Annotated in this window: 17 protein-coding genes; all 17 read left to right on the forward strand. The window is 38.6% G+C overall.

All coding sequences use genetic code 11. From position 1 onward, the window contains the following. Positions 1–2 precede the first annotated feature (2 nt). Positions 3–1,823 carry a RagB/SusD family nutrient uptake outer membrane protein gene (locus PQ459_09035; GenBank protein WDF48609.1) on the forward strand — a complete coding sequence of 607 codons (1,821 nt, stop codon included), beginning with the start codon at positions 3–5 and terminating at the stop codon, positions 1,821–1,823. 259 nt (positions 1,824–2,082) lie between these two features. Further along, on the forward strand, positions 2,083–4,647 hold the full coding sequence (locus tag PQ459_09040; GenBank protein ID WDF48610.1) for a T9SS type A sorting domain-containing protein: 2,565 nt from the start codon (positions 2,083–2,085) through the stop codon (positions 4,645–4,647). A 119-nt stretch (positions 4,648–4,766) separates the two neighbouring features. After that, positions 4,767–5,795: a pectinesterase family protein gene (locus tag PQ459_09045; protein ID WDF48611.1), complete on the forward strand. Its 1,029-nt coding sequence runs from the start codon at positions 4,767–4,769 to the stop codon at positions 5,793–5,795. A gap of 110 nt (positions 5,796–5,905) precedes the next feature. Beyond that, positions 5,906–6,904, forward strand: a complete 999-nt coding sequence (locus PQ459_09050) for a DUF4861 family protein (GenBank protein WDF48612.1) — start codon at positions 5,906–5,908, stop codon at positions 6,902–6,904. A 21-nt stretch (positions 6,905–6,925) separates the two neighbouring features. Then, on the forward strand, positions 6,926–8,176 hold the full coding sequence (locus PQ459_09055) for a glycoside hydrolase family 88 protein (GenBank protein WDF48613.1): 1,251 nt from the start codon (positions 6,926–6,928) through the stop codon (positions 8,174–8,176). Positions 8,177–8,355: 179 nt separating this feature from the next. Continuing rightward, on the forward strand, positions 8,356–9,609 hold the full coding sequence (locus tag PQ459_09060; GenBank protein WDF48614.1) for a glycoside hydrolase family 88 protein: 1,254 nt from the start codon (positions 8,356–8,358) through the stop codon (positions 9,607–9,609). Between the two features lie 135 nt (positions 9,610–9,744). Then, the gene (locus tag PQ459_09065; GenBank protein ID WDF48707.1) at positions 9,745–11,382 is read left to right on the forward strand and encodes a glycoside hydrolase 43 family protein; all 1,638 of its coding nucleotides are present in this window, start codon (positions 9,745–9,747) and stop codon (positions 11,380–11,382) included. A 56-nt stretch (positions 11,383–11,438) separates the two neighbouring features. After that, entirely contained in the window at positions 11,439–13,109 is a 1,671-nt protein-coding gene (locus PQ459_09070; protein ID WDF48615.1) for a glycoside hydrolase family 28 protein, read from the forward strand. A gap of 11 nt (positions 13,110–13,120) precedes the next feature. Continuing rightward, a complete protein-coding gene (locus PQ459_09075; GenBank protein ID WDF48616.1) occupies positions 13,121–14,029 on the forward strand; it encodes an alpha/beta hydrolase in 909 nt (302 codons plus the stop codon). 199 nt (positions 14,030–14,228) lie between these two features. Beyond that, on the forward strand, positions 14,229–15,197 hold the full coding sequence (locus PQ459_09080) for a pectinesterase family protein (protein WDF48617.1): 969 nt from the start codon (positions 14,229–14,231) through the stop codon (positions 15,195–15,197). 205 nt (positions 15,198–15,402) lie between these two features. Next, positions 15,403–16,140 (forward strand): rhamnogalacturonan acetylesterase, encoded by a 738-nt coding sequence (locus PQ459_09085; protein ID WDF48618.1) that lies wholly within the window; start codon positions 15,403–15,405, stop codon positions 16,138–16,140. 55 nt (positions 16,141–16,195) lie between these two features. Then, positions 16,196–17,095: an alpha/beta hydrolase gene (locus tag PQ459_09090; GenBank protein ID WDF48619.1), complete on the forward strand. Its 900-nt coding sequence runs from the start codon at positions 16,196–16,198 to the stop codon at positions 17,093–17,095. An 18-nt stretch (positions 17,096–17,113) separates the two neighbouring features. Beyond that, positions 17,114–18,025 (forward strand): alpha/beta hydrolase, encoded by a 912-nt coding sequence (locus PQ459_09095; protein ID WDF48620.1) that lies wholly within the window; start codon positions 17,114–17,116, stop codon positions 18,023–18,025. Between the two features lie 388 nt (positions 18,026–18,413). Continuing rightward, a complete protein-coding gene (locus PQ459_09100) occupies positions 18,414–19,223 on the forward strand; it encodes a T9SS type A sorting domain-containing protein (GenBank protein WDF48621.1) in 810 nt (269 codons plus the stop codon). A gap of 492 nt (positions 19,224–19,715) precedes the next feature. Beyond that, on the forward strand, positions 19,716–20,498 hold the full coding sequence (locus PQ459_09105) for a T9SS type A sorting domain-containing protein (GenBank protein ID WDF48622.1): 783 nt from the start codon (positions 19,716–19,718) through the stop codon (positions 20,496–20,498). Positions 20,499–20,712: 214 nt separating this feature from the next. Beyond that, positions 20,713–22,026 carry a T9SS type A sorting domain-containing protein gene (locus tag PQ459_09110; GenBank protein ID WDF48623.1) on the forward strand — a complete coding sequence of 438 codons (1,314 nt, stop codon included), beginning with the start codon at positions 20,713–20,715 and terminating at the stop codon, positions 22,024–22,026. Between the two features lie 45 nt (positions 22,027–22,071). Beyond that, complete coding sequence (locus tag PQ459_09115; GenBank protein ID WDF48624.1) at positions 22,072–24,717, forward strand: pectinesterase family protein; 2,646 nt, start codon at positions 22,072–22,074, stop codon at positions 24,715–24,717. Positions 24,718–24,843: the final 126 nt, after the last annotated feature.

The following is a 24,843-nucleotide window of genomic DNA, read 5'->3' on the forward strand; positions in this document are numbered from 1 at the left end:
AAATGAAACTTAACAGATTAATTTCAATTCTAAGTTGTTTGATCGTCTTATTCACATTTACTTCCTGTGATGAGTTCTTAGATGCAGAAAATATTTCTAACTCAAACGAAGAACAACAATTTGACAGTACAGCAGATACTTTCACTGCATTGATTGGTGTTTACAATCAGGTGATTGGTGACGATGGATATGGTCAGCGACTTAATTTATACTATCCGCAGTCAGGTGATGATTTCAAAACCTCCGGGGATTTCAACTGTAATGACAGAAGAGGACTCAGTACTTTTGGCGCATGCACATCCAATCCTGATCTAAACAAACCTTTCCTTAAATTATATTCAGGAATAGAAAGAGCAAACCTTGTTATCAAAAATATTCCATTGTCCTCTGTTTACCAAAGTGGTTCTGCAGCAGATAAAAAATTAATGGATAGATATTTGGGAGAAGCTTACACTTTGAGAGCACAATTCTATTATGATTTGATCAAAAACTGGGGCGATGTTCCTTTGCAACTGGTTCCGTCATCTGATTTGGAAACAGTTTATCTTCCTAAAACAGACAGAGACGTTATTTACGAGCAAATGATTGCTGACCTGGCAACTGCAGCTACATTAGTTCCTTGGAGATCAGAAGCAGCAACTAGCAATACGAGAATTACAAAAGCTGCTGTGAAAGGTCTTAGAGCCAGAATTGCATTGGCTAGAGCTGGATATTCCCTTAGAAGAGATCCAAGAATAATGGCGAAAGGTTCTAATTCCGAAGTTTATTACAAGATAGCTTACGATGAGTGCAAAGACATTATTACAAAAGGAGACCACGCGTTGAATGCAAATTTCGAAGCCGTTTTCAGAGCATTGCACGACAATACGGAAGATGCAGCACACGAAGTTATTTTTGCTGTGGGAGCTTTTGGAGGTAATGCCGCTACAGACAGTAAAATTGGTTACTACAACGGAATGAGACACAGTGACAATTCTTCATGGAAAAGTAGTGGTGGGATAAACGCCCTTCCGGTTTACTTCTACGAGTTCGGAAAGTTTGATGTGAGAAGAGATATTACGGTGGCATCTATGCAGATCAATGATGCAAACCAAGCAATCCTTGCAACAGGCGCTCTGTGTACAGATGGAAAATACAGAAAATCTTGGACCAGTATTACAGGAACTGCACAAAACCTTGCAATCGACTGGCCAATGATCCGCTACTCTGATATCTTACTGATGTTTGCAGAAGCTGATAATGAAATCAATGGTTCGCCATCTGCAGAAGCAGTGAATGCAGTACAGCAAGTTAGAAACCGTGCTTATGCAGGCAACCTTGGACAGGCAGGAACAATCCCAACTGACAAAACAGGATTCTTCAATTATGTCGTTCACGAGAGATTGTTGGAATTCGGAGGAGAAGGTCTAAGAAAATATGACTTGATCCGTTGGAATCTTTTAGCTACAAAAATCACTGAAACCAGACAAAAGCTCGCCCAATTTAAAGATGGAACCGGCCCGTATGCGAATGTACCTTCTGTTTTATATTACAAGGACTCTCCTTATGATAGAACAAAAACAGCACAGGCAGCGCTTCAGGCAATAGATATTTATGTACCAGCGGGTGTGAGTAGAGCCGATGTTTATTACACGCCTTCTCCGGGATCTGTACCATCAGGCTACAAAACAGCCAACTGGAGGCTTGCGGTGACACAACAATACATCAGTGATCCGGCTAAAGGATATGCTCAATATTTCGAAGCAAACAGAAAAGAATTGTTCCCGATTTATGATGACATCATCTTGTCGAATTACAATTTGAAACAGGATTACGGTTATTAGAAACCGGATTCTTATCCACTTGAATTTTTAAGTTTTTATATTTTTAATTTTTTTTGAAGGATTCACTCTATCAGGGTTTTATGCCCTGGTAGAGCTGATTCTAAAGCCCTTGTCGGCTTTATTCAAAAAAATATTTCGCAGTATTATTTAAAATTAGTTAATGAAAATAGGTTCGTAGAAGAAAAACACTAATTACAATAATTTCACATTTATTAGACCTTACAACTAACACAATTAACTCAATTAAAATAAATTCTAGATGAATAAAATTAAATTACTTTATGTGTTCCTACTTCTTGCATTCACGCAGGTATTAGGACAAACTGTTACATTCAACGAATCAAAAGGTTGGATAGAAACTGCCTTTGTAAAATGGCAACCAGTGGCAAATGCTGGGCGATACAACGTTTATTACTCCGGTGAAGGTGTTGTAGATAAAAAGATTGACGATTATTTGATTCGTAGCTACGGAACGTATTTCCGTGCAGACATCCCTGGATTGAAGGCTGGTTCTTACACCATCTCTGTAAAGCCAGTGGTTTTAGGAATTGAAGGTACAGGTTCTACAACCAGTACATTGACAGTTCTTCCGCAAGACAGAACAGGTTTTGCTTTCCATAATGGAAGAGTGCCCGGTGGTTACAAAGCGGATGGAACGCCAAAAGATAATGCCATTATCCTTTACATTACTCAAAAATCTAAAGATTCTGTTCCTTTCAATGTCGTTACTAAAGCAAATGGCGGTACTACACCGTACGTTGGATTCCAAAATATTCTTTCCGGAATTAAAAAAGGTTATGACACAAGACCATACATTTTCCGTTTAGTTGGTAACATTACAGATGCAACAACGATGGAAGGCGGCGATTTTGTAATCGAAAATGACAACAATGCAAACAGCTACATCACTGTAGAAGGTATCGGAGACGATGCAACTGCAAACGGTTGGGGAATTCGCGTGAAAAATGGAACCAATGTAGAGATCAGTAATATTGGTTTCATGAACTGCGACAGCGGCGAAGGAGATGATATCGGTTTACAGCAAAACAACTCTTACGTGTGGGTTCACAACAACGACCTTTTCTACGGAAATGCAGGTAGTGATGCAGATCAAATCAAAGGAGACGGTGCTCTCGACAATAAAGGAAGTTCTTACAACACTTTTTCTTACAACCACTTCTGGGACAATGGGAAAGCAAGTTTATTAGGTCTTAGTGAAAATACAACGACTGGTCTTTATATTTCTTATCACCACAACTGGTTCGACCATTCAGATTCAAGACATCCGAGAGTAAGATTCTATTCAGCTCACATTTACAACAACTATTTTGACGGAATTGCAAAATATGGTTCCGGCTCTACAGAGGGTTCTTCTCTTTTCTTGGAAGGAAACTACTTCCGTAATGCAAAAAATCCAATGATGATCTCTCTTCAAGGAACAGATGTTTGGAATCCAACAAAACAGATGAATGATCCGGGTAACCAAGGAACTTTTTCAGGAGAAGATGGAGGAATGATCAAAGCTTTCAATAATAAAATGGATTTAGATATTGCAACGAATTCTATGCGTTTCGTAGCTTATGCTGATCCGGATCCATTATTTAACATCGAAGGAAAGATCAGCTCTTTGACAGATTTTGATGCTTACCTGGCAGCAACCCGTGGAGAAACTGTTCCAGCTACAGTAAAATCTAAAGTAGGTGCTAAAGTGTACAACAACTTTGATACAGATGCTTCTCTTTATATCAAAAATCTGGTAGTAGAAGATCCTACTGTTGCAAGAGATAGAGTAAAACTTTATTCTGGTAGAGTACAAGGTGGAGATTTCAAATGGGTTTTTGATAACGCAATAGATGATAAATCTTACGCTGTGATTACAGGACTTAAATCTCAGCTGACAAACTACACAACCAATATGGTTTTCATCCAGGCAGAAAGCAGCAGCCAAACTTTGGTCAATACTTCTGGTAACAAAGATCAGACAGTAGCATCTGGAACTGCAATTGCTTCTATCGTTTTCACTTGGGGTGGAGATGCTACAGATGTTGCAGTAACAGGTGTACCTGCCAACGGACTGACTGTTGCGAAAGATGCAGCTGCTAAAACAGTGACTATTTCTGGAACACCGACTGCTTCAACTTCTTATACAATTACTACAACCGGAGGCTCAGGATCTGCAGCTTCTATCAGTGGAGCCGTGACGGTAGGTAACACACCTCCTCCAGCAACTGGTGGTGAAATCCACAACTTCACAACTTCTGGAAAAGTGAGTACGTTCTACACGATCACAGGAAATATGAACTCAACAGATGGTTCTACCTCTTATGATGGATTGACATTGACCAAGCGTTTCAAAATGGAGTCCGCTACAAGTATCAATTATACAACGTCTCAAGTTTCCACTTTGACATTGGTATTCGATGCTGATTTTGCGAAAGCCGTGAAGTTTGACGGAACCAATTACACAGCGGTCAATGGCGTGGTAACCATTCCAAACGTTGCAGCAGGAGCTCATAGTATTACAAAGGGTGACACCACCAATTTGTTCTACATCAAAACAGCTTATGCAACGATGGCGACCAGTGATATCAACAAAGCCCAAGTAACATTATATCCAAATCCGGTTTCTGATTATTTAAATATCAATACAGCCGGACAGAAGATCCTTAATGTAAAAGTTTACACTTTTGCAGGGAACATGGTTAAGCATATAAATGATGCAAAAGAAAACGCAATTGATTTGAGAAGTTTGAATACTGGTAATTATATCGTGACGATTACAACAGATAAAGGAACAATTACCAAAAAAATTATCAAAAAATAACCATACATAATTTAATGTCAATCTGTAGTTTTCAGATCACATTATTTAATTGTTAAATTCATACAGGTTTTCACTCCAAATGGGGTGGAAACTTGTATATTTAAAAAAGATAAGTAAAAATGAAGCAACCCAACATCAAAAAAATTCTATTGTTTTTTTCCTTTATCCTTGCTTTGACCAGTATCAATTCTTTCAGCGTTAAAATCAATGATTCTGAAAAAATATATACGGTTTCAAAAGATGGTTCTGGAGATTTCAAAACAGTTCAGGAAGCGATTGATGCAACAGGAAACGAACTTCAAACTTTTACTAAGATCTTTATTAAGAAAGGAACGTACAGAGAAAAGATAACAATTCCAGCAACCAAAGGTCCAATCACTTTTGAAGGTGAAAACCTCAAAGAGACCATTATCATCTATGATGATTTTGCGTCCAAGAAAAATGTTGAAGGTAAAGAAATGGGAACAACTGGTTCATCCACGATCTTTATTTTTTCTAATGACTTCTCAGCGAAGAATATCACGTTCCAAAATGATGCTGGCAAAGTTGGACAAGCTGTTGCTGTTTTGATTACTGGCGACCGCTCGATTTTTGAGAACTGCCGATTTCTTGGATTTCAAGACACATTGTATTTGAAAGGCCAGCAAGACGATCCCAACAAAACGAGAGAAGTCAGAAGTTATTTCAAAAACTGCTACATCGAGGGAACAACGGATTTTATCTTCGGAGCGGCAACGGCTGTTTTCGAAAAGTGTGAGATCTACGCAAAAGAATCTGCAACATATCTCACGGCAGCTTCAACGCCGGAAGGTAAAAAGTATGGTTTCGTTTTTATAGATTGTAAAATCACAGGCGATGCAAAATCCCAATCTGTTTATCTCGGAAGACCTTGGCGACCATTTGCGAAAACGGTCTTCATCAATACAGAGATCAGTGAAGTCATCAAACCCGAAGGCTGGCACAATTGGAACAAACCAGATGCTGAGAAGACCACATTTTATGGTGAATTTAACTCCAAAGGAATAGGGTCAAATGTAAAAGAAAGAGTTTACTGGTCTCATCAATTATCAAAAAAAGAAGCTGAGGAATATTCCATAAAAAACATCCTGTCTGGAACAGATAACTGGAATTTCAAAATTAAAAAGTAGTATTTGCAATGTCACACTAAGCGGAATCGAATTGCCTTTGTGAACCTTAAAAAGTAAAGAAATTAAAGAGAAAATTTGTGCATTTTGTGTTCAAATTAAAAAAAGTAAAAATGAAAAATATCATCCTCAAATCCATCTACTCCGGAATTCTGATCAGCTTCATCAACTGTTCTGCCCAAACCGATGTGATCCAGAAGATCAAAAAAGAAGGAAGCAAACCTTTCTCCTACGCCGAATTATCAGTTAAGGAAGGCGGGAAATGGGAAGGTAACAAATACGTTGGCGGAACATTTAAAAATATTTCAGAACTCAATATTCCAGCGGAGCACACGGACCATTCCTCTTACATTAGATACGAAGGAATCGGTCTGGAAAACAACCAGGTTGGTTACAGATTATATTTGGATTGGAGAAATGCCACAGATATTTTCGGTAAAAAAGTCAATACTTTGGTTTTACCAGAAGTGGGGCAAGACGGTTTTGAATCTTACCACCACGATGCACCTTGGGGACAGGATATTTTAAAGTCTGGTCGAACTATTGGTGTTGGTTCCTACGGGAGATATGATGAGCAAAATGATTTTGTTGAGACATTCAAAACGGTAAAAAATACGTCGGTAAAAGTTATTAATGAGAAAGATAGATCTTATGCTGCAATCGATTACACAGGATGGAAAACTTGGGGAGATGCCGTAGATTTGAAATCAAAACTGACGATATTCAACAAAGACCGTTTTGTAAAAGTCGATTTGTCTCTGAACAACGCGATTTCAGGTTTGTGTACCGGGATCGTTGCCATCAAAGATATTCCGTTCAAGCAGGTCATTAGTAAAAACAAAAAATGGGCTTACATTGCTACTTACGGCCAGCAGACTTTAGCCAAAAAAGAGGACAATCTCGGAATGGCAGTTTTCTATCCGATAGAAAGTTTTGATAAATATGTTCAGACAAAATCAACGCACGTCGTGGTTTTCAAGAAAAACAAAAATGTGTCCTATTACTTTCTAGGCGCTTGGTCGCAAGAACCGAATGGCATCAAAACAGAAACCGAATTCTACCAGGATCTGGACAAAAAGTTAGAAACATTAGACCAAAATAATCAATTATAAAATTTCAAAACAATGAGTTTTATGAATAGTAAATTAAAAATATACACTTTCGCAATTCTAAGTTCAGGGATGTTCCTGGCTTCTGCGCAGACAAAAACAATAGAAGCTCCAAAATCGAAAACTGAAACTTCAAAATCCGGAAAAGTAGTTCCCATAAATCTGAAATGGTCCGAAAGAATGCTTCTTTCCGAGATGAACCGCTTCCCAGAATCCTGGATGCTCGACTTCAGCAAAAGCCCAAAATGGACCTATCCCGCAGCCATCGTTTTAGATGCAGCCGAGCAAGTCTACGCAAATACCGGCAAAAAAGAATACTACGATTACATCAGCAGCTTCGGCGACAAATTAGTCAAAGAAGATGGAACCATCGTTTCCTACGAACTGGAAAAGTACAACATCGACCTTTTGAATAGCGGAAACGTATTGCTTTATCTTTACGAAAAAGAGAACAAAGAAAAATACCTGAAAGCCCTACAAACGCTTCGCCTTCAAATTGACGGACAACCCAGAACCAATGAAGGCTCTTTCTGGCACAAAAAAATATATCCCAATCAAGTTTGGTTGGATGGACTGTATATGGGAATGCCTTTCTACACGCACTATACCAAAGATTTCACGAAAGGAGCTGATGCTACAAAAGCCTATGATGATATTGTGATGCAGTTTGATTCGGTTCAGAAAAATCTTTTGGACAAAAAAACAGGATTACTTTACCACGCTTGGGACGAGAGCAAAGAGCAGGCTTGGGCAGACAAACAGACCGGACTTTCTCCCAATTTCTGGGGTCGTGCAATGGGCTGGTACGGAATGGCGATGGTTGACGTTTTGGACTATCTGCCAAAAGATCATCCCGGAAGAGCAAGGATCATTTCCTACATCAAATCCTTCGCAGACGCTGTGATCAAATATCAGGACAAAAAATCAGGTCTGTGGTATCAGGTCTTGGACAAGCCATTGGCAAACGGCAATTATGAAGAGGCAACGGCTTCCGCAATGTTTGTCTACACGATGATCAAGTCGGTCAACAAAGGTTATTTGCCAAAATCCTACAAAGCAGCAGCGAAGAAAGGTTATGACGGCATCATCAAAGATCTAATTACAGTGGACGAAAATGGCGTGGTCAATCTCAACAAATGTTGTGCTGTAGCAGGTTTGGGTGGAAAACCTTACCGCGACGGCAGCTACGAATATTACGTCAACGAGCAGATCCGTTCCAACGATGCAAAGGGAACCGGACCGTTCATCTTGGCAAGTCTGGAATTCGAAAAGTAAGATGGTAAGAATTATTTGGGCAGCTTTTTCCGTCTTCCGTTCCCGCTATTTTTTGCCAGTGCTTTTGCCAATTCAAAAAAATGAGCTCCACTCAAGCCGGGCTGCAGGTTCCAGATAATAACAAAGTTTCGTTTACAGAATTTTTGTTCATTCAAAAAATAAAAAAAATTAAAAGCAATATGAAATTTCAAACACTCAAAGTATTATCCATCGCAGCATTCGCTTCAGGATTGTTCCTTTCTTGTGCTCAAACAAAATCGGCAACAGCTTCAAATACCAAAACAGAAACGTCACAATCCGGAAAAGTAGTTCCGACCAATTTGAAATGGTCCGAGAGAATGCTCCTTTCCGAGATGAACCGTTTCCCGAAAGCTTGGATGTTGGATTTCAACAAAGAACCGAGATGGGCTTATCCGGCAGCCATAGTATTGGAAGGTGCAGAACAGTTGTACGCCAAAACAGGAAACAAAGAATATTATGAGTACATCAGCAACTTTGGCGACACGATGGTAAGAGAGGACGGAAGCATCGTAAGCTACGAACTCGACAAACACAACATCGATTACCTGAATTGTGGAAATGTCCTTCTTTATCTTTACGGAAAAGAGAAAAAACCAAAATACCTGAAAGCACTTCAAACGCTTCGTTACCAGATTGAAACAATGCCAAGAACCAAAGAAGGCGGTTTCTGGCACAAGAAGATCTATCCGCACCAGATGTGGCTGGACGGTTTGTATATGGGCGAACCTTTTTATGCAAATTACACCAAAGAATTCAGCAAAGGCGCGGAGGCCGACAAAGCTTACAACGACGTTGTCAACCAATTTGATCTGATTCAAAAGAATCTGCTTGATAAGAAAACCGGATTGCTTTACCACGCTTGGGACGAGAGCAAAGAGCAGGCTTGGGCAAACAAGGAAACCGGACTTTCTCCCAATTTCTGGGGAAGAGCGATGGGTTGGTACGGAATGGCAATGGTAGACGTTTTGGATTTCTTGCCAATAGACCATCCGGGAAGAGCTAAAATCATTGGTTACCTCAAGTCTTACACAGATGCGATCATCAAAGTTCAGGATCAGGAAACCGGACTTTGGTATCAGGTTTTGGACAAAGGCGGCGAAAAAGGAAATTACACCGAAGCTTCAGCTTCATCGATGTTTGTTTACACGATGATCAAGGCCGTCAACAAAGGTTATTTGCCAAAGTCTTACAAAGCAGTTGCTCAAAAAGGCTACGACGGGATTCTGAAAAATCTGATCTCTGTGGATGAAAACGGCGTTGTTAACCTAAACAGATGTTGTGCGGTAGCAGGCCTAGGTGGAAAACCTTACAGAAGCGGAACTTACGAATATTACGTCAACGAAGAGATCCGTTCCAACGATCCAAAAGGAACAGGACCATTCATCCTTGCAAGTCTGGAATTCGAAAAATAAAAAATAACCATAGTATTTGTCATTCCGTAGGAATCTCTACAGCTAGATTTGGATTGCTACGGACTGACGCATTACCTTTTTTAATGTTTTGACCTTACGTTAAAAAAAAATTATTTTAAAATTTAAGATTTGAGAATCAACAAAAAACATATCATCCTTTCATTGTTTGCATTGTCAATCAATCAATTGGATGCGCAGAAAACGAAACCTTACGTCTCAGAAGTCTGGGTTTCTGACCTAGGAAATGGAAATTATAAAAATCCAGTTTTGTATTCAGATTATTCTGATCCAGACGCAATCCGTGTTGGTGATGATTATTATATGACCGCTTCCAGCTTCAATGAGGCGCCTGGCTTACCAATTCTTCATTCAAAAGATATGGTCAATTGGAAACTGGTCAACTATGCGATTCAGGATGTTTTGCCTAAGGAACATTTCTCTGTACCAAGAAGAGGTGATGCCGTCTGGGCGCCAAGTATCCGTTTTCACAAAGGTGAATTCTACATCTATTGGGGCGACCCGGATTTTGGAATTTATATGGTGAAAACCAAAGATCCATTGGGGAAATGGGACGAACCCGTTTTGGTAATGGAAGGAAAAGGATTGATTGATTCTTGCCCGTTTTGGGATGACAATGGCGATGCATATATTGTTCACGGTTGGGCGGGAAGTAGAGCAGGCGTCAAAAGTATTTTGACCTTAAACAAAATGAATCCTGAAGGAACCAAAGTTCTGGACAAAGGCATTCACGTTTTCGATGGTCATAATGCACATCCAACAGTTGAAGGTCCCAAAATGTACAAAAGAAATGGCTATTATTACATCTTTGCTCCGGCTGGTGGCGTTGCAACTGGTTGGCAATTGATATTAAGGTCAAAAAATATTTACGGTCCTTACGAGGAAAAAATTGTTCTGGAACAAGGAAAATCCAAAATCAACGGTCCACATCAAGGTGCTTGGGTTGATACTCAGAAAGGTGAAGATTGGTTTTATCATTTTCAGGACGTGGATGCGGGCGGAAGACTTGTCCATCTCCAGCCGATGAAGTGGGAAAAAGACTGGCCTGTGATGGGAATCGATACAGATAACAATGGGATCGGTGAACCGGTTTTGACTTATAAGAAACCAAACGTCGGGAAAACTTTTCCCATAGAAACGCCTGTAGAATCTGATGAATTCAATGATGATAAGATCGGACTGCAATGGCAATGGAGTGCCAACGAAAATGTGGTTTGGTCTGCAAAGATTGCGGGAAAAGATCATTTGAGATTGTTCTCGATGAAAGTTCCAGAAGGTGAAAAGAATCTTTGGAATGTTCCGAATCTTTTGACGCAGAAATTTCCCGCACCTGACTTTGTGGCAACGACCAAAGTGAAACTATTCCCAGAGGAAGCCAAAGAAGGAAAAGTTGCCGGACTTTTGGTAATGGGAACAGACCACGCTTCACTCGTCATCACCAATAAACCAGATGGTTACTATCTTCAATTAAGAAAGGCGCCCAAAGCTGAGAAAGGTGGCGAAGAGAAGATCATTAATGAAATAAAATTAAAATCTAACGAAGCTTACCTGAAGATCAATGTGAACGAACCAAATGGGATTTGCACATTCAGCTACAGCGAAAATGGAAAGACGTTTAACAATATTGGCGAAAAATTCCAGGCAAAACCGGGAAAATGGATCGGAGCGAAAGTCGGGATATATTCTGTGAGCGATGCAAAGGTTGCAAGAGGCGGTTATGCAGATTTTGACTTTTTCCGAATCACTAAAAAATAAAATTAATAAAAATAAAATCCAGGATCTCGGTTCCCGATTTTAAAATCTAAATAATAATGAAGAAATCGATTAAATTATTAGCCTTAAGCTTGGCAACGTTATTTTCGACAAACAGTTTTGCACAAACGCAAATGGCGGATATCTACAAAAATGTGGAGTTCAAGATGCCAACTGTGGCAGAAACGTCTTTTCCTGCAACATCCGTGAGTATCAAAGATTTTGGTGCCATTGCCGGAACCAATGTGAAAAATACAGAAGCATTCAAAAAAGCAATTACAAGCATCAATCAGAAGGGTGGTGGAAAAGTAATTGTTCCTAGAGGAATCTGGCTGACCGGTCCAATTGTTCTTCAAAGCAATGTTAACCTGCATTTGGAAGATGGCGCAATGATTATCTTCAGTAAAGATTTTGCAGATTATCCTTTGGTAGATGTCAGTTTTGAAGGTCTTAATACAACCCGTTGCCAATCGCCGATCTCAGCAAAAGGTGCCACCAATATTGCCATCACAGGAAATGGCGTGATCGACGGAAGTGGCGATGCGTGGCGATATGTGAAAAGAGGAAAAATGACCGACGGACAATGGAAAGACCTTTTGTCCAAAGGTGGCGTTTTGTCCGATGATAAAAAGATCTGGTTCCCAACAGAAAGTTCAAAATTAGGATTTACGAGTACAGCAAATTTCAATATCCCAGAGAAATTAACAACCAAAGCAGACCTGGAAAAAGTAAAGGATTTCCTTCGTCCCGTGATGGTAAGTTTGGTAAGTTGTGACAAAGTGCTATTGGATGGACCGACTTTCCAAAACTCTCCAGCGTGGAATCTTCACCCATTGATGTCCACCAACTTGATTCTTAGAAATCTGAATGTTAGAAATCCTTGGTATTCTCAAAACGGAGACGGATTGGACCTGGAATCTTGTAAAAATGTTTTGATCTACAACAATACGTTTGATGTTGGAGACGACGCGATCTGTATCAAATCCGGAAAAGATAAGGACGGACGTGACAGAGGCGTTCCGACAGAAAATGTTATCATCAAAAATAATACAGTTTACCACGCACACGGCGGAATCGTGATCGGAAGCGAAATGTCTGGCGGTGTAAGAAATCTGCACGCTTCAGATTGTACTTTTATTGGAACAGATATCGGTCTTCGTTTCAAAACGACGAGAGGTAGAGGCGGTGTTGTGGAAAATATCTGGATCAGCAATGTGGATATGATCAACATTCCGGCGCAGGTGATCGGCTTCAATATGTTCTACGAAGGTAATTCGCCGATCATTGAGGAAGATCAAAGTGCAGACGACGAGAAGAGAGTCGAGAAACAAATTCCAGTGACGGATGAAACACCGATCTTCAGAAATGTGTTCTTCAAAAATATCACTGCTACCAATTCCTACGAAGCGATCGCTTTGAGCGGATTATCCGAAATGAACCTCAAAAACATCGTGATTGAAGATTCTAAATTCGATACCAAAAAAGCTCTGACAATCGTAGATGCAGATGGAATCACTTTGAAAAATGTAAAACTGAAGTACAGCGAAGGTGTTGGTGCAACCATCTACAACAGCAAGAATATCGACATCTCTGGATTGACTTTGGAATCGGCAAACAAACCAAGCATCAAGATTTTAGGAAGCAAAACGACAGCCGTAAAACTTCCTAAAAGTGTTGCAAAAGAACAGATCACTCTGGCGAAAGAAGTCGCTAAAAGTGCTGTGAAATAATCAATTTTAATATGGGTTTTCACAAACTATATTTTCTTATTTTTTTCTTATTTGGAGCTAAATCTGCATTCGGACAAACCACACGTCCGAATGCAACTCCTTATACCAACGAAACGACGTACGAGAAACTTAAGAAAAAATATCCTTTCATCACACCGATTGATAGACCAACGCCGACCAACATCGGAATTGATAAAGATGTGGAATATGCGAACGTCAATGGTATTTCTTTGAAGGCAAATATCTATTATCCGCTAGATAAGTCAAAAAAATATCCAGGAATTGCAATGGTTCACGGCGGCGGATGGATTTCCGGAAGTAAGGAAAACGAAAAATATATGGCTCAGGAACTGGCTTCCAAAGGCTACGTTGCAATGGCCGTAGGTTACAGGTTAGCAGATGTTGCAAAATATCCTGCAGCAATCATTGATGTTGAGAATGCAATACAATTCTTAAAGAAAAACAAAAAGAAATATTCATTAGATTCCAAAAAAATTGCAGTTTTGGGAGAATCTGCCGGAGCTCAAATCGCAACTTTGGTTGGCGTAAAAAAGGAAAATAAAATCAAAGCGATTGTGAATGTGGACGGTATTGTTTCCTTCATCCATCCCGAAGCGGAAGAAAGTACCTACGCTGCTTATTGGTTGGATGGCGACAGAAATGTCAATCTCAAAAACTGGACAGAAGCGTCACCTTTGGAATTTGTCGATAAAAATACGCCACCAACGATTTTCATCAACAGTTCCCAGGCCCGTTTCCACGCAGGAAGAGATGATATGATGAAGAAACTGAAGGGCTTTAATATTGCCACAGAATTTCACGAAATCAAAGACACGCCGCACTCTTTCTGGTCAGCAGAACCTTGGTTTACTGAGACTTTGGATTTGACGGTTCAGTTTTTAGATAAAACATTAAAATAGGTAACTCAATTTTAAACGCAGAGATTTAATTACAATACTGCAAATTTTAAGAAAGCAAAGATAGAGACAAGGCTCTGATGAAAAATATTTTTGATTTAAGCTTCATCCAATCAATTTATTGATTCCTACTTTGCTCACTAAAAATATGAAGAATGAAAAAAGACTTTTGCGTTTAAAAAATTACATTTAGAATAAAATTATGAAGCGGATTTTATCAATATTAATGATGGCTTTTGTTCAAATTCTGTTTGCTCAAACTACGCCTTACATCACAATTAATGTAGCATCGGACGGAAGCGGACAATTCACTTCTATTCAGAAAGCAATCAATTCATTGAGGGATTTTGGTCCGGGCGAAGCTTTAATCAAAATAAAAGCGGGAACTTATAAAGAGAAAATCGTCATTCCGTCTTCCAAACACAAAGTCACGTTGCAAGGCGAGAACGCTGAGAATACGGTGATTATTAATGACGATTATTCTGGTAAAATTGACGCTCTGAACGAAAAAATGACGACCTTCAATTCCTACACACTTTTGGTGATGGCGGATGAGGTTAAAATTTCAAATTTGACGATTCAGAATACTTGGTGCAACAAAGGTCAGGCGGTTTCCCTTCACGTGGAAGGCGACAAGTTTGTCATTAAGGATTCAAAGATTTTGGGTTGTCAAGATACGGTTTATGCAACAGGAAATCACAGCCGACAATATTTTGAGAATTGTTTCATCGAGGGAACTACGGATTTTATTTTCGGTTCGGCGACGGCTGTTTTTAAAAATTGTACCATCAAAAGTTTGGCTGACTCGTACATCACAGCCGCTTCGACACAGCAAGGGAAGAAATTCGGGTTTGTGTTTTTCGATTGTCAATTGATTGCAAAAGAGGGCATCACAAAAGTTTTTCTTGGAAGACCTTGGCGCTCGTTTGCCCGTACAGTTTTCATTAATACAGAAATGGGAAATCATATTTTGCCAGAAGGCTGGAATCCTTGGAAAGGCGATACAATGTTTCCGGAAAAAGAGAAAACCACTTACTACGCGGAGTTTGGAAGTAGAGGTGAAGGCGGAAATGTCTCGAAAAGGGTTTCCTGGTCTCATCAATTAACCAAAAAAGAAGTGAAAAATTATACCATCGACAAGATTTTCGGTAACTGGAATCCTGTCCAATAATTATATTCTGTTTAATTTTTATTTTAACCACAAAAGTCACAAAAGTTTTGACGATTTTTAAGCCTTGCAAAAGTTCAAAAAAGGGTAATGTTATGATAAGTATTCCTTTTTGCTCTTGGAAAAGTATTTTTTTAACTTTTTCTTTTGTGACTTTTGTGGTGAAGAATTAATCGAATTTTTGAATAAGCTCGTAATCTTAATTAATATGAAAAAATTGCTTTTAAGTTTATCAATTCTATTTTCAGTTTTGATATTTGCTCAGAAAAAACCAACCTTGTTCCTCATCGGAGATTCTACAATGGCAAACAAAGATAAACCAGACAAAAATCCTGAACACGGCTGGGGACAGGTTCTTCCTCAATTTCTGACCACGGAAATCGAACTTCAAAACCACGCAATGAATGGCAGAAGTTCCAAAAGTTTCCGCACAGAAGGCCGATGGGACAAGGTGGAAAAACAACTGAAGAAAGGTGACTTCGTGGTCATCCAATTTGGTCACAACGACCAGAAGGTGAAAGATTCTACAAAGTTTACCAATCCATACACGCAGTACAGAGCTAATCTGGAAAGATATGTCAACGAAACCAGAGCAAAAGGTGCAACACCAATTCTGATGACTTCCATCGTAAGAAGGGATTTTACAGAGAATGGCGTTTTGGTGGACACGCACGGCAATTATCCGTTGGTAGTGAGATTGGTGGCGGACGATATGAAAGTACCTTTTGTCGATATGCAATTATTAACAGAACAAATGGAAATCGCGGCTGGTCCGGAAAAATCAAAATTGCTTCACTTGCATTTCAAAGAAGGCGAAGTGGAGTATTATCCCAAAGGAAAAGAGGACGACACGCATTTGTCAAAACTCGGTGCAGAAACGGTTGCAAAACTGGCATTGAAAGCTTTGAAGCCTTTGAAAACAGGCTTGGAAAAGTACATTAAATAGTTTTAATTATAGGTTATCATTAATTTTAGTGGTAACTTTTTTAATGAATAGATTTATGAAAAAGACACTTTTCATTGGATTGATATTTTTGATTAATCAAATATCAGCGCAGGAAAAAATCCTGTTCTGGCCAAAAGGTTCGATGCCAAATTCCAAAGGTCTGAAAATTGAGAATCCAACTTCAAATCCAGAAATTTCAACTCAGGAAGCCGAACTTTTTGCCTTCTTGCCACCGAAAGCGGAGCGTTCCCAAAGGTCTGTTATCATCATTCCTGGCGGTGGTTATTCAAAACTGACCTACAATGAAGGTGCTTTTCAGATAGCAAAATGGATGAACACTTTGGGGATTTCTGCCTTTGTTTTATATTACAGATTGCCGACTTCTCCAGATTTGATTCAAAGAGAAATTGCGCCGTTGCAGGATGCTCAGGCAGCGATAAAATATGTTAGAAAAAATGCTTCGCAATGGGGAATTTCGCCAAGTCAAGTAGGCGTTGTGGGAACTTCAGCTGGTGGACATTTGGCAACATCGGTTAGTAATATTTCGACAGATTACACAGGTTTGAAAGGCGATTGGACGAGCATTTCTACGATTCCAGATTTTGCAGTGCTCTTTTGTCCGGTCATTGATTTTGGTGAATTTGCTCACGCGGGAAGCCGCAAAAGTTTGCTTGGAGAAAACGCTTCTGCCGAAAAAATCACAGAATTTTCGATGCAAAACCGCGTGACGGAAAAAACGCCGCCAACGATTCTCTTTCACAATCAGGATGATAAAGCGGTTCCTGCGATGAATAGTATTTTGTACTTCAAAGCGATGACGAAAAGTAAAGTGAAAGGTGCGATGTTTATTTTCCCGGAAGGCGGTCACAGGTTTGCAATTACCAATAAAAATGAACTGAGCGAGAATTGGAAAAAGCTGTGTGCCGATTGGTTGAAAACTTTGGATATTAAATAGTTTTAAATTCTAACATCAATGAAAAAAATACTTTTAATTATATCCATTTTCGTCATCAGTCAAATCTTGGCGCAACAGAAAATAACGCTTTGGGAAAACGGAAAAATGCCCAATTCCAAAGGTTTGAAATTAAAAACGATAGAGGAGAAGGAAGGAAGAATCACACAAATCCAGGAACCCGAATTGGTCGCATTTTTACCTGCGAAAGAGGAACGGAACAAGATGGCTGTCATTATCATTCCCGGCGGTGGTTATCACCATTTGACCTACGATTTGGGCGGCTATTCCTACGCTAAATGGCTCAATACTTTAGGGATTTCTGCCTTCGTGCTCAATTACCGATTGCCGACTTCTCCGGATTTGAAGCAAAGAGAAATTGGTCCGTTGCAGGATATCCAGGCAGCGATAAAATTCATTAGAAAAAATGCAGCCCAATATGGGATTTTACCCAACCAAATTGGTGTTTTGGGAACTTCGGCTGGCGGACATTTGGCAGCAATGGCAAGTGATATTTCTACAGATTACACCGAATTGAAAGGCGATTGGCAAAATTATTCCGCTATTCCAGATTTTGCTGTTTTGATTTCTCCCGTCATCGACTTGGGCGAATTTGCGCATAAAGGTAGTCGAATCAATCTTCTGGGTGAGAATGCTTCTGAGGAAAAAATCAAAGAATTTTCGATGCAGAATCGTGTAACGGAGAAGACACCACCAACGATTCTTTTCCACGCTCAGAATGACCCTGCAGTTCCCGTCATCAACAGTATTTTGTATTACGAGGCGATGATTCAGAAAAATGTGAAAGGTGCAATGTTTATCTTTCCAGAAGGCGAGCACAATATTGGAATCGGTAATAAGGCAGAACTCACGGACAATTGGAAAAAGGTCTGCGCAGACTGGCTGCAACAATTAAATAACAGAAGCAATTAAAAATTAAAATTGACCATTTTTATAATATCAAATCCTAATTTAAAATTAGGATTTTTTTGTTTTTATAATCAAAGTTCGTTGCAAGATGATTTTTTGGTTGATTTTATGCAATCGATTACTTTGATTTTTTGCTCAAATTGTAATTTTTGAGTCATTATCTGATTACTAATTCCATTTTTAATTAAACATTCATTTAATGGATTTCTTTAGTAAATAAAGGATATTTTAATTTTATATTAATCAAATTTAACATCAGGATAAAAAATAAATTAAAAATTTCTGTTGTGATTTAAAAATAATTTTATATTAGAACCGTCGAATTAATACAGAATATTGTGTAATCGATTGCATAGAAATTATTAAAACAACTAAATAAAATTAATTTATCATGAAAAAACTATTATTCTCTTTCATCTTAGCAGGTGTTTCTGCAGTAACTTTCAATGCTCAAGCCAGCAAAACTTGGAACTTTTCCTCAAACTCTACACAGGCAGCGGTAGGGGAAAATAAATTGGATGATAATCTGGCATATATCCCAGGTACTGAAGGTGCTACGAATGGTTTTGGTATCATAGAAAGTCATTCTCCGGGCAGCACCGGTGATTTCGCTGGCTTTAGTTTTACGAAAAGAAATAAAACTGGTGGCAATAGTTATTCCAATAGTACGCCATCTAATTTTGCGGTATTTACCAAAAGATATTTATACTTCGCAGTTACAGGAAATAGTGAGGTGAAAATTTATTTCAGATCTTCAGGCTCGGGATCGCGTACACTTTATGTGACAGATGGGACTAATGTTTTGGGATCACTGACTGCAACTGATTCCAGCACCAATTATCTATTAACAGTTAATTATACAGGGCCAGCTGCTAATCTGTATATTGGCGGAACTAATGGTTTCAATTATTATCAAATTACGGCGACCAACGTAGGACAGACTGAACTTCCTGCTACAATGGCTGTGGGTGATGTAAAGTCTGGTTTGAAAGCTACCGCATTCTCCAGCGGCAATAAAATTTACATTTCGGATTTGGAATCAAAAAATACCAATATCAATGTTTATAACGCGAACGGATCTTTGGTGAAGTCTCTGAAATCCTCTGCAGATACTAATTTTGAGATCAATACAAAGGGACTTTACATTGTAAATCTTAAGTCTGAGACTGGCGAAAAATCCGTAAAAGTTCTTCTCAAATAAGAAAGCTAAGTAGTAAATATTTTCATAATTTTTTTCAGAAAACCCTACAGACATTGTTTGTAGGGTTTTTTATTTACAATCAAAGATCTGTTATTTTAGGATATCTCAAAAAATCCTCTTTTGATTCTAAATGAAGCATTAATATGAGATTATCAATGAAAATTATTAGTTTTTGATAAACATTTGTTTGAAAATTGATTTAATATGAAATTGGTCATTATTTCTGTTATTTTAGGACAACCGATTGCACTATTTTTTGCCATCAAAATACATTTTTGGTGGTTGTGATTTTGCTTTTTTTTAAATTTATCATCAGCTAAAACTGCTATGAATAGAAGGTTTATAGGTTATGTTAAAAAAAATTAATATTAAATTAAAAAAAAATATCACGGTATTGAATAATAATTTTATATTAGAACCGTCGAATTATTACAAATATTTGTGTAATCGATTGCATAAATAATATTAAACAATTAAATAAATCATTTTATCATGAAAAAATCATTACTTCTTTTAGCTTTTTCAGTAGTAGCTTCTGTTAACTCTTTTAAAGCGCAAACCACTTGGGATTTCTCTAGTGCTGCATGGCCAGTGATTGCTGGTGAAACTACAGCGGTGGTAAAAAATAATTTAGGACTTGTTCCGGGACCAGCTACTGTTGTCAACTTTGCACAGGTAGAGGGTAATGCTGCTACATTCCCAGATGGTTTTTCTGCTACAAAACGTTTCAAATTGAATGGTGGTGGCTACACTTCAACTGGCGTAAACACGACACCAACACAACGTTACATTGTAATCAAAGTAAACGGTAACTCTGAGGTGAATGTTTGGTACAAAAACGGTGGTGGAAATGACCGTACACTTTACATTGGAACTGGATCATCTATTTTAGGTTCAAAAACTTATTCTAATTCCCAAGATGCATTGATCTACACTTACCAATATGTAGGTCCTGCAAGAGATTTGTACATCTACGGAGATCAGTCTCTTAACATCTACAAAATTACCGCTACAAATGTTGGAACTACTGTTCTAGGCGTGAATGATGTTAAGAAATCTATGAAAGCTAACGTTTTCTCAAGCGGTAACAAAATTTATGTTGCAGATCTTGAGTCCAAAAACACACAAGTAAATGTTTACAACGCAAACGGATCTTTGGTAAAAACTACAAAGACATCTGCAGACACAAACTTTGAAATCAACAACAAAGGATTGTACATCGTAAACCTTAAATCTGAAGCTGGAGAAAAATCAGTGAAGGTTTTATTGAAATAATAACTGATAACCAGGAAGATTTAAAATTACATGAATTAAATTTTTCATTAATAGAAGTTTGATGAAACCAGTTTTCATCAAACTTTTTTTTTCCTTTTTTCTAAAATAGGATAATTGTAATTAATTAAAAATCAATTTGTTATAATGTTTTTATTAATTCAGAACCTATTTCAAATTCTAAATATCATTCTAATTCTTAAAAGATAATTACCCAATGAAGAGAATATTCTTAATGTCTGTATTTCTGATGGCTACCTTGTTTCAGACCAATGTAAAGGCGCAATGTCCTGCTGCGGGCTGGGCTTCCCAGAATGGAGTAACCGGTGGCGGAACTGCAGTACCAACTGTGGTGACAACTTATGATCAGCTGAAAGCTGCGGTCAATGCAACGGCTGTAAAAGTGATTCACATCTCTGGTCAAATCACTTTCCCTGCCAATGGCAGACTTACCCTAAATAACCAAACCGGAAAATCAATATTAGGATTGGCCGGAGCTCGATTGGTTTCTGTAGATCTTACTTCTGGCGGATCTGGAATTCTCTATGCAAAGAACAGTTCCAATATTTTGATTAAAAATATAACCTTTGAAGGTCCTGGTGCTTACGATGTAGATGGGAATGACAATTTGACGATTGACAATTGTACGAACGTCTGGGTAGATCATTGTACTTTTCAGGATGCTTTGGATGGTAATCTTGATATCAAAAATGCCTCTGATCTTATCAGCGTTACCTGGACAAAATTCGAATATCTAAAAGCTCCAATTCCCGGTGGCTCTGGTGGCAGCAATGACCACAGATTTTCCAACCTATTTGGATCTGGTGATGATGCGACACAAGACGAGGGAAAATTGAGAATCACTATGCAATATTGCTGGTGGGGACCTGGCGTGAGAGAAAGAATGCCAAGAGTAAGATTTGGCAAAGTACATTTGCTGAATAATTATTTTAACAGTTCTGTCAGCAACTACTGTATCTATGCAGGTTACAAAGCGGATCTTCTGATCGAGGGTAACTATTTTGAGAATGTAAGAAATCCAATCAGATTAGAAACTGGAAAATTCACTGCTGCACAACTGGTGGAAAACACTTTCTCTGGAACCAGCGGAACTATGGTAGGTTCTGGGACTGCTTTCACACCGCCATATTCAATTAATAAAATTGCATCTCAGGATGTGAAGCAAACTGTAATGGCAGGAGCCGGCGCAGTACTTTTGCAGCCAACCGATTGTCTTTTTTTGGCAACAGGCGAAGTAAATTCTAAAAATAACGCAGCTTCTTTACTTTACCCAAATCCAGCCTCTGAACAGATTTCTCTTAAAATTTTTTCCAAAGAGAATAACAAACCTGTACAGATTCTGGTTACAGATTTCTCTGGAAAGTCAGAAGGCGTTGTTTATAACGGCATCTTAAATAAAGGAGAAAATACAATCAATGCCATTTCAATTAAGAAATTAAGCAAAGGCTTGAAATTATTTGTGGTAAAAACTGATAATGATTCTTACACACAAAAAGTAATTGTAAAATAGTTACAAGATCAAAAGCCAAATCACAACTGTTAATCAAAATCAACAATGAAAAAAAAATTACTCTTTCCCGCTGCACTCTTGAGTGCTGTGATGATTTTTGGGATTGGAAAAGGTGTATCCTATTTCTATGATTCACCAAGTCATAATGTGAAAACTTCTTTTGCTAATGAAAAAATCAAAGAAGAAAATAAACTGACTGAAAGTAAAAACCTGAAACCATCCAAAGCTTTTGAAGCTACTCCCGCATCGGTCAATTGGCCTTTGATTGCCAATATTACAGAAAAATCTGTTGAAGGTAATCTGGAGTCAAGTATCAGTTATCCAAGCGCAAATGTGGCTTACAATGTCAATACAAAAATTGTCTTTGCTCCTGCAACGACTGCAGAAAGTAATGTGCTGTTTTGGCAGGTCATTGGTGGTGCGAACAGTTGGTCTGCAACCACCAATGCAACGACCATCAATCCGGATGTTTATGTTCAGTTAGATGTTAATCCTACAAATGGAGGTACATTTACCATTAACAAAATCGAGGCTCTGGTTGGAGCGGCAGGGACTGGGAATATGTACTATCAGGCATTTTACTCTGTTAACGCTGATTTTTCTAATTCGGTTTCTATCCAAAGTTCTTTAAAATTGCCAAACAACGGTTCTGTTGCTTTAAGTGCTACACTTTCTACGCCGGTAGTTCTTACTGGCAGTCAAAAGCTTTATGTAAGATTTTACCCTTATTTGACAGCCGTGGCAACCAATAAGCAGTTTGGTTTAAGGAATGTTAAAATTTCGGGAACGATGGAAGGAGCGGTTGCAAACCCTGCAACGGTTTCTACAGCGGGCGTTTCTTCGGTTTCTACAGCGAGCGCGGTTTCAGGTGGTAATATTTCCAGCAATGGAGGTGGCGCCGTAACAGCAAGCGGAGTCGTCTGGAGCACCAGCGAAAACCCAACAATCAATAATTCTAAAACCACAGATAATGTAGCGAGTGGATCTTTTGTAAGTTCTCTATCTAATCTTTCTCCTGAAACGACTTACTTTGTGCGTGCTTATGCTACCAATTCTGCTGGAACAGCGTATGGGAATCAGGTTAGTTTCACCACATTGGCAAGTGTTGTTGCGCCAACTTTGACCAACACATCACAGTCTCAGGTGACAAATAAGTCGTTTGTGGTTTCTGGAAACGTGGCAGATTGGGGCGGCGCTACTGTTACAGAAAGGGGAATTGTGTGGTCAAAAACCAATAATAATCCAAGCATTGACAATGCCACCAAAGTATCTAGTGGTTCTGGATTGGGCGCTTTTTCATCTTATGTTTTTGGTGCAGATCCTTCTACAGTTTATTACGCAAGAACATTTGCAACCAATTCTGCAGGAACATCTTATGGAAATGTAATAACTGTTACAACCAAAGCTACTGATCCTGATGTCGTCAAAACAATTGCTAAAGATGGTACTGGGGATTACACTACGGTTCAATCAGCCTTCAATGCGGTTCCGGATAATTACACAGGACGATGGATTATCCATATCAAACCGGGGATTTATACTGAAAGACCTACACTTTTGGCAGCAAAATCTAATGTTTTCTTGATTGGTGATGATGCCAATACTACCATCATTACAAATAATGTAGCGGCAGGCAATATCAATCCAGAAACTGGTTCTCCATACGGAACATCTCTTTCGCAAACGATGGCAGTTTTTGCTAATGATTTCACAGCTTCCAAAATTACAATTGCTAATACATTTGTGAATTCTACAGCCAATACAGCGATTAATCCTGCGACACAAGCCGTTGCTTTGAAAACGCAAGGGGACCGTCAGGCATTTTATGATTGCAGGATTCTTGGTTATCAAGATACTTACTTAGGAAACAGTATTGGAAGAGCTTATTTTAAAAACTCTTATATAGAGGGGAATGTGGATTTCATCTTTGGCCGTCAGACGGTTGTTTTTGATCAGTGTACAACTTACATCAACCGTAATAATAGTGTGGTTACGGCGCCATCTACAGAATCTACTACAAAGTTTGGGTTTGTATTTCTAGATTGTAATTTAACGGTTCCGGCTGCAGGTACGCAAGATTTTAATGGAACGGTAATCAGTAATTTCCATTTTGGACGTGCTTGGCAAAATACACCGAAATCTGCCTTCATCAGAACTGCAACACCAGCAATGCTGAATCCAATTGGCTGGACAACACCCATTAATGGAGCGCTTCCTGTCACATTTGTAGAGTATGGAAACACCGGCGATGGTGCAACGACCGAAAGATTGGCGCTGAGAGCAAATGGAGGTGTGGTTCTCACGGAAGCACAATCCCAGGTATTTACAGTTGCTAATGTTTTCAAAAAAGAAACAGATCCTACGTTTCTTTTCGACTGGATGCCGGAGTCCTCTGTCAATATTGACTTTTCAACTTTAGCGGTTGCAAATATCAAGGATGCAAAACTGAGCGTTTATCCAAATCCGTTTACAGATCAGGTAACAATCGCTTTTGATTTGAAATCAACTTCTGATGTGAATCTTGTAATCTACGATATGAGTGGAAGAATTGTTAAAACGATACAAAAAGCAAATCAAAAATCTGGTCTTAATAATCTAACCATTCAAGCTAAAGATTTAAAAACCGGAACATATTTCTACAGCTTAAAAACAAATGCGAGCCAGCTCAGCGGTAAATTAATCAAAAATTAGTAATATTTTTCATAATGAGAGCCAATTTCATTTCGGTGAATTGGCTTTTTTCTTATGGAATTTTTAAAGAAAGATTATCCTTGCTGTACTATTATTTAATAGTAATGGTTTTATTTTAAAAATATA

The organism is Chryseobacterium sp. KACC 21268, from assembly GCA_028736075.1.
Taxonomy (GTDB): domain Bacteria; phylum Bacteroidota; class Bacteroidia; order Flavobacteriales; family Weeksellaceae; genus Epilithonimonas.